The following is a 13,953-nucleotide window of genomic DNA, read 5'->3' as shown; positions in this document are numbered from 1 at the left end:
TGCTGCATCCCTAACCGCAAGGAGTTATCACCATGAACGCCGTTCTCAAAACCGAAGTCTTCGCCGTTGAAGCCGCCACGCCGCTGGAAGTGGCCGACCCGACCAAGAACCTGATTCTGGTTCCGCTGTCGCAACTGTTGCCGCGCCGCTCCAAGCGCAATGTCCGCACGACTCCGCGCCAGTCCATCCCCGAACTGGCCGCGAGCATCGCCCGCGTCGGCCTGCTGCAAAACCTCATCGTGATTGCCGCCGCAGATGTCGAGCATTACGAAGTCGTGGCGGGCGACCGCCGCCTGACCGCGTTGAGGCTGCTGGCGAAGAAGAAGCGCATCGCCGCCGACTACGAAGTGCCGTGCCTGCTGGTGGCCGATGCGTCCGCCCGTACCGTGAGCCTCGCGGAAAACGTGCAGCGCGAGAACATGCACCCCGCCGATCAGTTCGCGGCTTTTGCCGCACTGGTCAAGGAAGGCCGACCCATCGAGGACATTGCCGCTGACTTCGGCGTGACGCCGCTGGTGGTGCAGCGCCGCTTGAAGCTGGCAAACGTCTCGCAGCGCCTGCTGGTCGATTACCGCGCCGGCACCGCAACGCTGGAACAGTTGATGGCCTTGACCGTCACCGACGACCACGCCGCGCAGGAAGCCGCGTACTACGGTGCGCCGGAATGGCAGCGTGGCGCGTCCGCGTTGCGCGAACGCCTGACCGAGCGCGAAATCAATGCCGCGCATCCGCTGGTGCGTTTCGCCGGGCTGGACACCTACGCGGCGGCAGGCGGCGGCACCCGCCGCGACCTGTTCGCCGAAGGCGATACCGGAACCTACCTGACCGACGCCGCACTGCTGGAAACGCTGGTGCGCGGCAAGCTGGACGCGCTGGCCGAGGGTGTGCGTGCCGAAGGCTGGGCGTGGGTGGATGCTACGCCGCACATCAGTTCCGCCGACCGGCAGGCGTTCCAGAACGCGCCGCGCCAGCGCCGCGAACCGACCGCCCGCGAAGCCCGCCGTTTCGCCTCGCTGCAAACCCGCCTCGAAAAAATCGACGCCGAACTGGAAGACGCTTATGACGCCGAGGACGAGGACAAGGCGGCAACGCTGGAAGAACGCCGCGAACACGTGGCCGGGGAACTGCAAACCATCGAAGAAGCCCTGCAAAGCTACGCCCCGGACGTGCGCGCCGTGGCCGGTGCCATCGTCACGCTCGACCGCGAGGGCGAAGCCGTGATTCATCGCGGCCTGCTGCGCGAGGCCGAGGCCAAGGCACTGCGCACGCTGGAAAAGCTGCGGCAGGGTTTCGTCGGGGAAAGCGCGAACGACGACGAAGGCGACGAACCCGAAGCGCCCAAGACCGCCAGCGTGTCCGATCGGCTGGCGCAGCGGTTGAGCGCCCACCGCACGGCGGCGTTGCAAGTCGAAGTCGCCCGGCATCCGCTGGTGGCACTGGCTGCGCTGGTGCATGGCATGGTGCAAACCGTGCTGCAAGACCGCTACCACCGCCATGACTTACCGCTTGGCGTCAGCCTGAAAGTGCAAGACCGGCTGGAAAGCCTTGCCCCGGACGTGTCGGAATCGCCCGCCGCCGTGGCATTGCGCACCTTGCAGGAAGTCGCGGGCGAAGCCTTGCCGGAGGACAGCGTCGAACTGTTCGCCGTGTTGCTGGCGAAGTCGCAAGATGAACTGGTGCGCCTGCTTGCCGTGTGCGTGGCTTCCACGGTGGACGTGGTGACGCCTCGCGCCGCGCAGCACCAGCCCGGCGCGGAATTGGCGCAGGCCGTGGAGCTGGACATGGCCGCATGGTGGAAGCCGACCGCCGAGGGCTATTTCCAGCACGTCCCCAAGGCCGTGATTCTGGAAGCCGTGAACCAGTACGCCCCGGCGCATGTCACCCGCCTGTCAAAGTTGAAGAAAGGCGACATTGCCAGCGAAGCGGAACGGCTGGCGGATGGTACGGCTTGGATGCCCGCCGTATTCCAGACCCGCCATCACACCGAGCCGGAAGGCGTGCCAGAGGCGGCGGACGAGGCTGACGCCGACGCGCCGGAAGATGCCACCAGCGAGGAGGAAGCGCACGCGCTGGCCGCGTGAAGTAGTCCGCAGCAAAATCGCCACGTCGCCGCCTTCGACCAGGCGGCGACGTGGCGGGCGTGCAAGTGCCTTGCACGCGGCACGACAATCCGCGCCCGCTGGCGCGGGCAAGATTTCGATGGCGCCCCGCCGCAAGGGACGGGGCTTGTGGAGCTACGCCCCGGCTTGCTGCGACAGGTTGTGCCAAAGCGTGCCGTCCTCGACGCTGACGGTTCGCCGCCTGTACGTCACGAAGGACGGTTCACCGACACGCCACCGGCCTTGCTATGGAGCTTCCACGCCACGCCTTAACTACGAAGGCCGCCTTCGGGCGGCAAGGGGCGTTCTCGCCTTGTCGCTGGCGGTTGGCCTTGTCCGCGTCAGGGTGCAAGCCGGTGCAGCCGTCACGCGGGGATGCCAAGTCAGCCGCTTCTCCTTTCGGGAGCGGGCGGCCCGTGCGTCCTTGGCTTGTTGTGAATCCTGGCGAGGGCACGGCTGCGCCTTGGGCTTCATGGCCGCAACCTTCCAGCGAAAACAATTTCCCCTGCGCTGCGCGCATTCCTCGCGGGACAAATTCTTTTCGCTTCCAGGTTCTCCACGTTGTTGCGACCGCTGCGCGGTGCGACCCGCCCATCCCCCGCCGGCCGGTTCACAACAAGGACGCACCGGCGCGACCTTGTTCAACCCGAAAGGAGAAACATCATGGCTAACATCGGCACCTTCACCGCAGAGAAAGACGGCTTCACCGGCACGCTTCGCACCCTGACGCTCAACATCAAGGTCAAGCTGGTTCCCAACGACAAGGGCGACAACGAGAAAGCCCCGGACTTCCGCCTGCAGGCGGCTGGCCACGACATCGGCGCGGCGTGGAAGAAGACCAGCGAGGCCGGCCGGGATTACCTGTCCGTGACCCTCGACGATCCTTCGTTCCCGGCAACGGTCTACGCCCGCCTGATCGAAGGCGAGAACGGCACGCACGACCTGATCTGGTCGCGCAGCAAGCCGCAGCAGGCGGACTGACGCCGCCCCACCGCGCCCCGTCCCGTCCCTTGCGGCGGGGCGCCGTACTGCTAGCGCAGCACGTCACGCACGCGCGCCTATGGCGCGTCGCGCTCCTTCAAGACAGCCTCAAGCTCCTGGCGCACCTGCTCCAGAAGCTGATCGGCCTTGCGCGTGCTGTCGCCGGCGTAGGCCAGCGTCAGCAGCGTGAGCGGATGAACTTCCATGACCTCGCACAGCTCGGTCAGCTTGTGCAGGGTTGGACTTTTCAGGTTGCGCTCCAGTGAACTCATATACGTGCGGCTGGACACGTCGGAAAACGCTTCCTGGCTCAAGCCACGCGCCTTCCTGACCGTCCGTATTGCCGTCGCCAATGAGTCCTTCGCCGCCACCTATGGTTTCCCCTGAAAAACCAAGATGACAGCCGATTGCGCTCTATAGGGCTACAATCTATAGTGTTCATTTGGCGATACTGATTTACGTATTCGTTCCTTTACGGAAATCCACAGATGCGGATTTCGACCGAACCAGAGAGTCACATCCGTGTCTTTCCAGACCTGCACAATGCCGCTTCTGCGTTTCCGTGCATGTACGGATTCGATGGCTTACGCCTGCGTGCTTTCGCACGAAAGCACGCATCCGCTTCGACGCTTCCACGTCTTGGCGGCAAAGCGTGTCCGTGCATCGGCGGTTTCGTGAGATTCCCGGCCATGACCCAGCCGCTTGTCACTACCGAACAACGTGCGCAACTGCTCGCCGTCGGCGCGGCGCGCACAGCCGGTCAAGGCATCGACCCGTTACCGGTGGTGCGGCTGTTCACGCCCGATGCGCACGCGACCTGGCTGTTGGCCGCGCTCGACCCCGCTGACAGTGACACCGCTTGGGGACTGATCGACCTTGGCATCGGGATGCCGTCGCTCGGGACGGTCAAGCTGTCCGACCTGGCCGGCATCGTCGGGCCGCAGCAGCGGCCGGTCCTGCGTGACCTGTATTTCCGTGCGGCACGACCGCTATCGGAATACGTGCAGCTCGCGCAACGTGATGGCTCCATCCCCGACTGACTGAGGCGAATTGTGTCTTTTTAGGTCTAGTTCAAGACAGTTGGAGTCTGAATCGGCACTCTTGCACCAAGCGGGTGCGGCCTTGACCGAAAGAGACATGGTGCAGGACGCAGCTTCCGGCAGGGTACGTGACGCTGCGCACCATTTTCGAGCTGCGCAGCCGTCGCACTCGGACGATCCATGCAAGGCTTCGGAATTAATCGGACTTGATTACTCGGCTTATTCCACCTCGATGACAAATTGCCGATGAGGCTGTAGTCCTGCATTTCAGTGTCCGTGGCGACGTTCCTGTTGAACAGGAGGTCGCGTCATGGCTGATCGAAGCCCCGAAGGGTGGTATCCCACTGCTGCGTATCTGTACGTCCTGCATCTGGATGGCCCAGCGCTGGCCTGGGAGTATTTGCGCCGCCATCCTGACTACCGGCGTGACTGGCAACGCCGTCGCCGCCGATCGGAGGCGGCGCACGCATGGGGCCTGCGCTTGTTGGAAGACCCGCGCCAGGATGCACGCGACGCGCATCCTGTTTGGTTCCCCGATCATGACGGCGTGCTCCAGCTCTACCCGGACGCCGACCCGCCACCGGAAGCCCACACCTTCGAGTTCTGGCGCGTCCCAGGCAACAAGCAATTGATCCACGATGGCAAGCGCCTGGTGCTGACGGCACGCTGGCCCGGCTGCTGCGTGCGGCTTGCACTTGCGCCGGGCCTGGCCGACGGCATGGCCTATCTCTATGCCGTTCGCGCTTGCGCAGCGCCTTGCGCGAGCTACCGCACGAGCACGGCCGAGCTGGACAAGCTGGCGACGGTGGACGCGGCGGCCGTGCCTACGGCAGCGGCCCGCTCGAGGCCCACGCCGGCCGCGCTGCTGGAACTGCACACCTTGCAGGCGCTCGACGCGACCCTCGCGGGCGCGTCCTTGCGGGAGACAGCCGAAGGGCTGTTCGGCGCTGAAGCCGTGGCCGCCGGCTGGTACACCGATGGCGGCCTGCGCTCGCGCGTGCGCCGCCTGGTGCGGCGCGGCCAATCGCTGATGCGCGGCGGCTACCGCCGCCTGGCACGGCTCGAATGACCTGGGGAGGGTCGCTTTGCCTGCGCTGCAAAACGACCCTCTGCGCAACCCGTCGCTATCTTGAGACTGCCTCCATCCGGCTGCGCTGGTGCTGCCGGCGTTTCTGACCGATGGAGGTTCACCCGATGCGACCCGCACCCACGCGGCCTGCTGCCGCTGCTGCCGCTGCGCCTGCGCAGCCCCAACGCTACCTTACCAACGACGAAGCCGCCGAGTACCTGCGGCTGTCGCCGCGCACGCTGGAAAAGCAGCGAGTGATCGGCGGCGGCCCGAAGTTCCGCAAGTTCGGCCGCCGTGTCATGTACGCGGTGGCCGACCTCGACGCCTGGGCCGACCAGCGCAGCTTCGAGGCTACGTCCGACCCCGAATACGCCGAGCACCACTCGGCCGACAGCCGTGCGCGCTGACGGAAGGCTCGCCGGTGGCCATCGCCATGCCCAGCCCATCGCGGGAGCGGGAACAGCTCGACCTGTTCCGCGCCTTGCCGGGCGACATGGCGCCGCGCGACAGCCAGGACTTGATGGCCTTTCCGTTCTTCTCGCTAGCGAAGTCGCGGCGCACGGCGCCGATCGACTTCCGCGCCGGTGGCGTCACCGTGCGCGTGGAGGGCACGCAGGAGCATGGCATCGCCACGATTTGGGATGCGGACGTGCTGATTTGGGCGGCATCGCAGATCGTGGAAGCGCGAGACGCAGGCATTCGCCCGTCGCGCCTGATGCACGCGACGCCCTACGAGATCCTGCGCTTCATCGGGCGCGGCACGTCGCTGCGCGACTACCAGCGCCTCAAGGCCGCGCTCGATCGGCTGCAATCGACCAGCGTGGCCACATCCATCCGCGAGACGACCGGACGGCGCCTGCATCGCTTCTCGTGGATCAACGAATGGAAGGAGCTGGCCGACGCCCGCGGCACGCCGCTGGGCATCGAGCTAATCCTGCCGGACTGGTTCTATGCCGGCGTGCTCGACGCCGCGCTGGTGCTGACCATCGACCCGGCTTACTTCAAGCTCACCGGTGGCATCGAGCGGTGGCTGTACCGCCTAGTGCGCAAGCACGGCGGCAAACAGCCGGGCGGCTGGCAGTTCGACTTCCGGCACCTGCACCGCAAATCGGGCAGCACGGCGAAGCCCTACGACTTCGCTTGCGACCTGCGCGCGCTGGTCGCGCGGCAGTCGCTGCCCGGCTATGTGCTCGGCATCGAACGGACGCTGGATACCGGCGAGGAACTGTTGACCTTTCGACCGGTGCCGTCCACGGCACGGGGATAACTCGGGGAAAACGTGTGGACGGCCTCGTGCTATCAGGCGTGCGGGGTATCGTGCTATCAGGCGTGTCCCTATCGTGCTATCAGGCGTGCGAAATCGCCGGAAAGCCAATAGTGGCGCGGGTTTCGGCGTGCTCTAACTTCCCTAACTCAAATACTCTAACTTTTAATAAGAGCGCGCCGTTTCGGTGGAAAACCGCGAAACGGCACTGCGGGCAACTGCGAAAGCCTGGCCTTCACACACGGAGGGCCGCGCCATGATCGTCGCGTTGCTCAACCAGAAAGGCGGGGTTGGCAAGACCACGCTTGCCACACACATCGCCGGCGAGCTGGCGATGCGCGGCCAGCACGTCATCTTGCTTGATGCCGACCCGCAAGGTTCTGCGCTGGACTGGACGCAGCGCAGAAGCCAGCAAGGCTTGCCGCGCTTGTTCAGCGCCGTGGGCCTCGCCCGCGAGACGCTGCACCAGGAAGCGCCGGAGCTGGCCCGTCGCGCCGATCACGTGGTCATCGATGGCCCGCCACGCATTGCCGCCTTAGCGCGCTCCGCGCTGCTGGCGGCCGAGCGTGTGCTGATCCCCGTACAACCGAGTCCCTACGACTTGTGGGCGTCGGCCGAGATGGTGTCGCTGATCCGCGAGGCGCAAGTGTTCCGGCCTGCGCTGCGCGCGGCGTTCGTCGTCAACCGTCGCGTCAGCACCACCGTCATCGGACGCGAGGCGCGCAGCGCGCTCGCCGAGCAGCCGCTGCCGGCGCTGCGCTCGGAAGTGCATCAGCGCATCGTCTTTGCAGACAGCGTGACCGCTGGCCGGCTTGCACGCGAAATGGCGCCTGATAGCGCCGCCGCGCGCGAGATCGCCGCGCTCACCGACGAGCTGCTGCGGTGGCCAGCATGAGCGAGCGTGGCGGCAAGCGCATCGCTATCGGCGCGCGTCCGCCGGCGAATCCACACGCCGAGGCGTGGATTCGCCAGGGCGACGCTGACGGCATCCAGAAAGGCGACCTCTACACCGCGCGCCTGACCCTCGACATCACGCCTGCGATGCGCGCCCGCATCAAGGTATCGGCGTTCACGCAGGGCGTGACTGTCGCCGAACTGCTGCGCGCGCTGCTCGAACGCGAGTTCCCGGAGAAGACCTCATGAACGCATCTGCTCTGGCGGCCACGGCTGCCCCGCCGCCATCGCCCGCAGTGCTCGCCGGCCAGGCCGGCGCCGCGCCGCTAACCCGCGTATCGCTCGCCTACGTTGAGCAACGCATCGACCTCTATCTGCGCTTCGGCGAGCCAGCGCGTATCGTCCGGCTCGACCGCTGGCGTCGCGTCGCGGTGTTCCTGCCTGGCGCGATGTTCTGCCGCATCCGCTGGCACGCCAACGAGTACGGAACCGTGCGCTGGCAACTCATGGTGATGCAGGCTTGCACACCACTGGACGCGGCACAGCGCATTCCCGGCGTGCTGCCCGGTGCGCGCCTGCTGCTGCACGCCGAAGGTGAACCCGCCGTGCGCGCCGTGTTGGCACAGCTCGACGCCATCGAGGCGCTGGGCATTGCGCCGAACGCCGCTTCGCCGGCGTATTGGCGCACGCTCGGCAACCGGCTCGCGGCACGCTTGCCGCTGCCGGCGTACACCGCCGAGCGGCACGCCGCCTGGCTCGCCGGGAGGGCGCTGCCATGACGACGCTTCCCACGTCCGCAAACACTACGGAAACAGCGCCGCATCCTCGCTCGCGCCTGCGCGCTCGCCTCGTGCTGGCGAATCTGTCGGTCTGCGGCTTCGCTGCGCTGGCTTGGGCATCCTTCGTGTCGCCGCTGCCGCGCCTGACCTACAACCCGTCCGACAGCGTGGCGATCGGTTGGTATCGCATCGAACCGTTCGACCCGCATACCGCCTTGCTGTCACGTCCGTTGTCCGTGGACAGCATCGTGCTGGTGCCCTTGCCGGCCGAAGCCGCTGCGCTGGCTGCGCAGCGCGGCTACCTGCCGACGCGCATTCCGTTGCTCAAGCGCGTTGGTGCCGTCGCGCCGCAGGAGGTGTGTATTGTCGGTCGCAGCGTGCGCATCGACGGCGTGCCAGTGGCCGCCGCATTGCCTGCCGACCGCATGGGCCGGCCGCTGCCATCCTGGCAGCAGTGCCGCCGCCTCGAACCGGGCGAGCTGTTCCTACTGAGCGTGACCAATCCCGCGTCGTTCGACAGCCGTTACTTCGGGCCGGTGTGCGCATCGGCCGTGCTCGGCCTCGCGCATCCGGTCTGGTTGGAGACACGCTGATGATGGCCGCCGATTCGCTGCGCTTCATCGTGCCATCCGGCGTGTCGTCCTGCCGCCCTTTGCCGTGTCGTCGCGCATGTCGTGCGAGCGCATCCGCGTCGCACGTTGCGCAGCATCCGGCATTGCTTTCACACGTGCATGCGTCTTGCCTCGAACGCGCCCGGCCGGTGGCCGTGGGCGCGTTCGCCGGCGCGCTGGCTGCAAGCAGCGCAGCGCCGCCGGGCCGCCGACGCCCGGAGCGACAGCGCAGGGCAAAGGCGGAAGGCAAGATAAAAGGTCGCGGCACGTGGCCGCTTGGAAACCTTGTCTGCACATGGGGGTGGCGCGGCACGCGCCAGGGGGCGGCAGCGTGCCGCGAAGGTGCGCAACGCCGCATCGGCGTTGGCGAAACCGCGTGCTTCGTCCGCTGGACTGCGACGGCCTTGGATGTAACCGCACCATGAGCAGCCGTGACGACGACCGATTCCGCGTTCGGCCTGGTGCCCCGAAGCAGCGTGGCGACGCCTTCATCAACAAGGTACTGCGCCAGACCAACAAGGCCGGCGCCAAGCTCGGCAAGGCGGCTGGCAAGGTCGGCCAGCGACCCGGTTCCCGGTTAGGGCGCGGCCACGTTGCCGCTCGCTTTGCTGGTCGTGGACTTGGGGCAAACGCCCGGCGCGTGACGATCAAGGCGAGGCTGGTCAATCTGGCACAGGCGGGGCCGCGCTCCGCTGCTGCGCACCTGCGCTACATCGAGCGCGAAGGCGTCGATCGTCAAGGCGGCCCAGGCCATGCCTACGGGCCGACGACCGATGCCGCCGACCTCGAAGTGTTCAAGGAACGTGGTGCCGACGACCGCCACCAGTTCCGGTTCATTGTTTCGCCGGAGGACGCCGAACAGCTCGACGACCTGCGAACCTACACGCGGCACCTGATGGCGCGCATGGAGGCCGACCTGGGCACGCGGCTGGAATGGGCGGCCGTCGATCACTGGAACACCGACAACCCACACACGCACGTCGTTCTGCGCGGCAAGGACGACACCGGCAAAGACCTCATCATTTCGTGTGACTACATCGCCGAAGGGATGCGTCGGCGTGCGTCGGAGCTGGCGACCGAATGGCTGGGGCCGCGCACCGAGTTGGAGATGCAGCAGGCCATGTTGCGCGAAGTCGAACAGGAGCGATGGACAGGTCTGGATCGCACCTTGCAGCGCGAGGCCGGCGACGACGGCTTGGTGCATATCGAACGCTTCGCAGAACCCCGGCTGCAACGCCAGCGACAAATGCTGATCGGCCGTTTGCAACGCTTGCAACGCATGGGCCTGGCGAGCGAGCAACAGCCCGGCGTGTGGGCCGTCCACGCCGAGGCCGAGCCGGCCTTGCGGGCAATGGGCGAGCGCGGCGACATCATCCGCACGATGCAGCGGGCTATGAGTGGCAAGCAGCGCGAGCTGGTCGTGTTCCAACCCGGCGAGGCTGGCCGCGCCATCGTCGGTCGCGTCGCTGGCAAGGGGCTGGCGGACGAGTTGTACGACAAGGGCTATCTGATCGTCGATGGCACGGACGGCAAAGCGCACTACGTCGCTTTGCCGCCGCGCTCGGAGTTGGAGCAGTACCCGACCGGGGCCGTGATAGAGGTGAAAAGGGCGGCCAACGTGCGCGTTGCCGACCGCAACATCGCCGCACTGTCCGTTGGTGGCGTGTACCGAACCGACCACCATCTTGCGCTTGCCCAAGGACAGGCTACGCCCGACCGCGATCCGCGTGAGGTGGTGGCCACGCACGTGCGCCGGCTCGAAGCCCTGCGCCGCGCCGGCATCGTGGAGCGCGAGGCCGAAGGCGTCTGGCGAGTGCCCGACGACCTCACCGAGCAGGGCCGCCAGTACGACGCGCAGCGCCTTGGCGGCGGCGTGGCGGTGGAACTGAAATCGCACCTACCCATCGAGCGCCAAGCGCGCGTCGTCGGCGCCACCTGGCTCGACCAGCAGTTGATCGGAGGTGGCAAGGGCTTGGGCGACCTGGGCTTTGGGGCCGAGGTGAAGGACGCGCTACGCCAGCGCGCCGACTTTTTGACTGAACAGGGCTTGGCCGAGCAGCGCGGGCAGCGCGTCGTCCTCGCGCGCAACCTGCTGGCGACGCTGCGCGGGCGCGAGCTGGCGAAGGCCGCGAAGGACATTGCCGCAGAAACCGGGCAGGAGCATCGGCCCGTGGCCGAGGGGCAGCGCGTGGCCGGCATTTACCGGCGCAGCGTCATGCTTGCCAGCGGACGTTATGCGATGCTCGACGACGGCAGGGGATTCAGTCTCGTGCCGTGGCGCCCGGTGATCGAGCAGCGGCTGGGGCAGCAGCTTGCGGCGACGGTGCGTGGTGGCGGTGTGTCCTGGGAGCTGGGAAGGCAACGAGGCCCCACCGTAGGCTGATCCGGCGTCTCAACAATCACAGCCTCTTCTCCACGAACGTTTGACACGAAGCAAGCCGTTAGATGGTTGGTTTTCTTCGCTGGACACGCAACAAGGCCAACGTGCCGACAGCCATCAATGCAGCGGCCAGTCCGAACCCAAACGCTGGCGAAACGGCCGTCCAGAGCATACCGACCGTCGCACTGGAGAGAAACTTCGCGCCGCCATTGACCGTGCCCAATGCGCCATAGCTTGTCGCCAGCGTTTCGGGACTAACCATATCGGCCGTTACCGTGGACTCCAGGGCCTCCTGCACCGCGACATAGAGGCCGGCAACGGCGAAGATGCCGGCGAGCGGCGGGACGCTTGCCGTGCCGAACCAGAAGGCCAGGACCATCAACACGGCCGTCAGCGCGCCTAAGGCGTATCCCACCACGAGTAGCGGCAGCGAGCCGATACGGTCGGCCCATGCGCCTACGGGATAAGACGCCAACACCTGAACCACGTTGCGGCCGACATAGAGCAGCCCGGCGACCTGTGCGGCATGGACGACGCCGAGCGACGACGTGAGCAATTGCGTCGCTCCGAGGATCAGCAAACTATGCGAGAAATCGCCCAAGCCGAATATGCCGACTGCACCCAGGTAGCGTTTGAATCGGGTTGGCAATCCACGCAGCGTGCTCAGGAGTCGCAGACCAGGATTGGGCGAATGCTCCGGGTCTTTGACCAGCGTGAGGAAGGCCAGCACGGCAAGCGCACCAGGGATCACCGATAGCCAAAGGACGAAGCGAAACGGCCCCGTCGCATCGTCCCAATGCAAAGCCTGCGCCCATCCCAAAACGGCCACGCCCAACAATGGGCCGATGACCGCGCCGATGGTGTCCACCGCCCGGTGGAAACCGAAGGCGCGGCCTCGCGTCTGCACGCTGACGGCTTGAACCACGATGGCATCGCGCAAAGGACCGCGCAGGCCCTTGCCGAACCAGGACACCAATCGCCCGAGCAGCAGCAGCGGCCATCCGGCCGCCAGGGCGATCAGAACCTGGCCAATCGGCGTGAGCGCGTAGCCGACCAGCACGAGGCCCTTGCGGTGGCCGAGCTTGTCCGCGATGTAGCCCGATACCATCTTGGTGAAGCTGGCGACGGCATCGGCGATGCCCTCGATGATGCCCAGCGCCGCCGCCGGAACACCCAACACAGCCAGGAAACCAGGCAGGATCACAGTCGTCGTTTCGTAGCAGAAGTCGCCCAAGGCGCTGGTCAGTCCCGCGCCGGCGACGGTGCGATTGAACCAGCCCTTCGTCGTGGCGGGGGCTTCGGCGGCCGCTTCTTGTAGTTCATTCTGCATGGAGGGCAATTCGTGATGTTGGTCGTTAAGCGGCCGCAGGCGCGTGACCAGTGTCGAGGGCAGCATGGGCAGGCTCCGAGGTCATTGCGGTAACTCGAAGCGTGCGAGGACGGGGTAGTGGTCCGAGGCGCCATCCGTGCCCGGCGTGCGGATCACCTCGTAATGCCGCGCCGCCTGGGCGAGGGCAGCGGAGGCCAGCAGGTAGTCGCAGCGCATCGTCGCAAACTCGGTGCCCGTGAAGCCCGCCGTGGGCACAGTCGCCACCTTGACCGGGTCCAGCCGGTGGCCGAGATCGACCCATCCAGCCGCCTCTAGGCGGGCCAGAACGCTGCGGTCGGCGCCTTGCAGGTCGTCGGCCAGGTAGCGGGCGCGATGGTGCGCCGGCAGTGCCTCGAAACCTTCCGGCTCGGGGTCGTGCGGCGAGGCCGAATTGAAGTCTCCCGCGACCAGCGCGAGCCGGTCCGGCGCGGCTTGTACGGCCAGGTAGGCCGCTTCACGGCGGCGCACCTCGGGGCCGTTGGGGCACAGGTGCGCACTGATGAAGGTGATCGGTTCGTTGCTGCCTGGCACAGTCACCTTGAGCGTCGCTAGTGCATGGTGGAAGTGCGCGCCATCCGCCTCGAACGTCAGTGGGCGCAGCGGCTCGCGGATGAAGATGGCGACGTTCTGGCCAGTGCGCGGCGCGACGGCGAGGAAGCCGCGCATGCCGATGCGCTCTTCCGTGGCATAGAGCCAAGCGCTTCCATTGGCATCGAACCCCTTAGCTTCTTGCATCAGAAACACGTCGGGGCGCACCTGTTTGATTAGATCGATTTGCGCCTGGGCACGTTCGTCTTTCGCGCCATCGCGGCCGGCGAACAGAGTGTTGTAGGTCAGAACAGTGAGTTGCATTTCGCGGCTCCTTGGGATCAGCGGTTCTCGTCGTGCGATTCGAAGACGCGCTGGGCGTAGGCGTCGAGCAGCGCCTCACAACCCTGCAGGCGCTGCTGCGCCTCAGCCGCACGGGTCGCGCCGTAGAAATCGAGCTTGCGAATCTTCTCCAGCCACGTCTGGAGCTTCTTGAGGTCTACATCGTTTTCTTCGAGTTCCGCGTAGGTGAAGTGGCTGGCCGCCGTCTCCTTGGCAATCTCGGCATCGAAGTCGTTGCACTTGTCGATGAACTCCGTGTACTCCTCATCGCGGTCTGCCTTGAAGCGCGCCACCACTTTTTCCTCTTGGGATTTGTCCAGTGCGACGGTCTCAAGAAGCACCGACTCCCCCGCTATCTCATGAATCTCGTTCTCGATGATCTTGAGCCGACGGGTGTGGTCATCGGTCTTGGGCAGCAGGCAGACGCCGTTCTGCAAGTAGATGGCGCCCATGCCCTTGAGCTTGCGCCACAGGGCAATGCGCTTCTTGGCAGGTTCGGCAGGCACCTTGTAGGTGAGCAGCAGCCAGTTTTGAATTTTCATGCGAACAATCATAATGAAACCACCGTAACAAATCAAATGTGTTTTCGGGAAAAGA

15 protein-coding genes are annotated in these 13,953 nt (G+C 66.2%); 11 read left to right on the top strand and 4 right to left on the bottom strand.

Features of this window, described 5'->3' with window-relative positions; translation table 11 throughout:
- Positions 1-89 precede the first annotated feature (89 nt).
- Both ACZK0Z_RS15065 and ACZK0Z_RS15060 read left to right on the top strand, forming a co-directional pair.
- Positions 90-2,081 (top strand): ParB/RepB/Spo0J family partition protein, encoded by a 1,992-nt coding sequence (locus tag ACZK0Z_RS15065; RefSeq protein ID WP_458998369.1) that lies wholly within the window; start codon positions 90-92, stop codon positions 2,079-2,081.
- Between the two features lie 681 nt (positions 2,082-2,762).
- Positions 2,763-3,080 carry a DUF736 domain-containing protein gene (locus ACZK0Z_RS15060; protein WP_197633384.1) on the top strand — a complete coding sequence of 106 codons (318 nt, stop codon included), beginning with the start codon at positions 2,763-2,765 and terminating at the stop codon, positions 3,078-3,080.
- A gap of 77 nt (positions 3,081-3,157) precedes the next feature.
- On the opposite strand, the gene ACZK0Z_RS15055 is transcribed toward ACZK0Z_RS15060, so the two are convergent.
- Positions 3,158-3,394 (bottom strand): XRE family transcriptional regulator, encoded by a 237-nt coding sequence (locus ACZK0Z_RS15055; RefSeq protein ID WP_264160316.1) that lies wholly within the window; start codon positions 3,392-3,394, stop codon positions 3,158-3,160.
- Positions 3,395-3,769: 375 nt separating this feature from the next.
- Between ACZK0Z_RS15055 and ACZK0Z_RS15050 the strand changes: the two genes are divergently transcribed.
- The 9 genes from ACZK0Z_RS15050 to ACZK0Z_RS15010 all read left to right on the top strand — a co-directional run bounded on the left by ACZK0Z_RS15050 (position 3,770) and on the right by ACZK0Z_RS15010 (position 11,120).
- The gene (locus tag ACZK0Z_RS15050; RefSeq protein WP_197633386.1) at positions 3,770-4,120 is read left to right on the top strand and encodes a DUF2958 domain-containing protein; all 351 of its coding nucleotides are present in this window, start codon (positions 3,770-3,772) and stop codon (positions 4,118-4,120) included.
- A 310-nt stretch (positions 4,121-4,430) separates the two neighbouring features.
- On the top strand, positions 4,431-5,189 hold the full coding sequence (locus ACZK0Z_RS15045; RefSeq protein ID WP_197633388.1) for a DUF7011 domain-containing protein: 759 nt from the start codon (positions 4,431-4,433) through the stop codon (positions 5,187-5,189).
- Positions 5,190-5,314: 125 nt separating this feature from the next.
- The gene (locus ACZK0Z_RS15040; protein WP_035882051.1) at positions 5,315-5,596 is read left to right on the top strand and encodes a helix-turn-helix domain-containing protein; all 282 of its coding nucleotides are present in this window, start codon (positions 5,315-5,317) and stop codon (positions 5,594-5,596) included.
- 14 nt (positions 5,597-5,610) lie between these two features.
- The gene (locus ACZK0Z_RS15035; RefSeq protein ID WP_035882053.1) at positions 5,611-6,456 is read left to right on the top strand and encodes a replication initiator protein A; all 846 of its coding nucleotides are present in this window, start codon (positions 5,611-5,613) and stop codon (positions 6,454-6,456) included.
- A gap of 253 nt (positions 6,457-6,709) precedes the next feature.
- Entirely contained in the window at positions 6,710-7,348 is a 639-nt protein-coding gene (gene parA / locus ACZK0Z_RS15030; protein ID WP_017513917.1) for a ParA family partition ATPase, read from the top strand.
- Positions 7,345-7,596: a chromosome partitioning protein ParB gene (locus ACZK0Z_RS15025; RefSeq protein ID WP_197633390.1), complete on the top strand. Its 252-nt coding sequence runs from the start codon at positions 7,345-7,347 to the stop codon at positions 7,594-7,596. Before parA ends, ACZK0Z_RS15025 begins: the two co-directional genes overlap by 4 nt.
- Positions 7,593-8,126 (top strand): DUF2840 domain-containing protein, encoded by a 534-nt coding sequence (locus tag ACZK0Z_RS15020; protein ID WP_197633391.1) that lies wholly within the window; start codon positions 7,593-7,595, stop codon positions 8,124-8,126. The genes ACZK0Z_RS15025 and ACZK0Z_RS15020 overlap by 4 nt, the downstream gene beginning before the upstream one ends.
- The gene (locus ACZK0Z_RS15015; RefSeq protein ID WP_197633393.1) at positions 8,123-8,719 is read left to right on the top strand and encodes a S26 family signal peptidase; all 597 of its coding nucleotides are present in this window, start codon (positions 8,123-8,125) and stop codon (positions 8,717-8,719) included. The genes ACZK0Z_RS15020 and ACZK0Z_RS15015 overlap by 4 nt, the downstream gene beginning before the upstream one ends.
- A gap of 439 nt (positions 8,720-9,158) precedes the next feature.
- Entirely contained in the window at positions 9,159-11,120 is a 1,962-nt protein-coding gene (locus ACZK0Z_RS15010) for a relaxase/mobilization nuclease domain-containing protein (RefSeq protein WP_197633395.1), read from the top strand.
- Positions 11,121-11,178: 58 nt separating this feature from the next.
- Here ACZK0Z_RS15010 and ACZK0Z_RS15005 read toward each other — a convergent pair whose 3' ends face one another.
- The 3 genes from ACZK0Z_RS15005 to ACZK0Z_RS14995 are packed head-to-tail and all read right to left on the bottom strand — an operon-like array spanning position 11,179 to position 13,898.
- Positions 11,179-12,513 carry an MFS transporter gene (locus ACZK0Z_RS15005; protein ID WP_232246120.1) on the bottom strand — a complete coding sequence of 445 codons (1,335 nt, stop codon included), beginning with the start codon at positions 12,511-12,513 and terminating at the stop codon, positions 11,179-11,181.
- 15 nt (positions 12,514-12,528) lie between these two features.
- Positions 12,529-13,338, bottom strand: coding sequence for an endonuclease/exonuclease/phosphatase family protein (locus ACZK0Z_RS15000; protein ID WP_197633397.1), 810 nt, complete (start codon positions 13,336-13,338; stop codon positions 12,529-12,531).
- Positions 13,339-13,355: 17 nt separating this feature from the next.
- Positions 13,356-13,898, bottom strand: coding sequence for a Chromate resistance protein ChrB (locus tag ACZK0Z_RS14995; protein WP_197633399.1), 543 nt, complete (start codon positions 13,896-13,898; stop codon positions 13,356-13,358).
- Positions 13,899-13,953: the final 55 nt, after the last annotated feature.

The sequence above is a fragment of the Stenotrophomonas sp. 116085_Sma genome (assembly GCF_056479585.1).
The sequence above is the reverse complement of the archived record's forward strand: the minus strand, read 5'-3'. Positions and strand labels throughout refer to the sequence as shown.

What these genes read in the sequence shown, in the direction of transcription:
- ACZK0Z_RS15060 (WP_197633384.1), top strand. Translation starts at nt 2,763, where the DNA reads ATGGCTAACATCGGCACCTTCACCGCAGAGAAAGACGGCTTCACCGGC.
- ACZK0Z_RS15050 (WP_197633386.1), top strand. Translation starts at nt 3,770, where the DNA reads ATGACCCAGCCGCTTGTCACTACCGAACAACGTGCGCAACTGCTCGCC.
- ACZK0Z_RS15045 (WP_197633388.1), top strand. Translation starts at nt 4,431, where the DNA reads ATGGCTGATCGAAGCCCCGAAGGGTGGTATCCCACTGCTGCGTATCTG.
- ACZK0Z_RS15040 (WP_035882051.1), top strand. Translation starts at nt 5,315, where the DNA reads ATGCGACCCGCACCCACGCGGCCTGCTGCCGCTGCTGCCGCTGCGCCT.
- parA (WP_017513917.1), top strand. Translation starts at nt 6,710, where the DNA reads ATGATCGTCGCGTTGCTCAACCAGAAAGGCGGGGTTGGCAAGACCACG.
- ACZK0Z_RS15025 (WP_197633390.1), top strand. Translation starts at nt 7,345, where the DNA reads ATGAGCGAGCGTGGCGGCAAGCGCATCGCTATCGGCGCGCGTCCGCCG.
- ACZK0Z_RS15020 (WP_197633391.1), top strand. Translation starts at nt 7,593, where the DNA reads ATGAACGCATCTGCTCTGGCGGCCACGGCTGCCCCGCCGCCATCGCCC.
- ACZK0Z_RS15015 (WP_197633393.1), top strand. Translation starts at nt 8,123, where the DNA reads ATGACGACGCTTCCCACGTCCGCAAACACTACGGAAACAGCGCCGCAT.
- ACZK0Z_RS15010 (WP_197633395.1), top strand. Translation starts at nt 9,159, where the DNA reads ATGAGCAGCCGTGACGACGACCGATTCCGCGTTCGGCCTGGTGCCCCG.
- ACZK0Z_RS15005 (WP_232246120.1), bottom strand. Translation starts at nt 12,513, where the DNA reads ATGCTGCCCTCGACACTGGTCACGCGCCTGCGGCCGCTTAACGACCAA.
- ACZK0Z_RS15000 (WP_197633397.1), bottom strand. Translation starts at nt 13,338, where the DNA reads ATGCAACTCACTGTTCTGACCTACAACACTCTGTTCGCCGGCCGCGAT.
- ACZK0Z_RS14995 (WP_197633399.1), bottom strand. Translation starts at nt 13,898, where the DNA reads ATGAAAATTCAAAACTGGCTGCTGCTCACCTACAAGGTGCCTGCCGAA.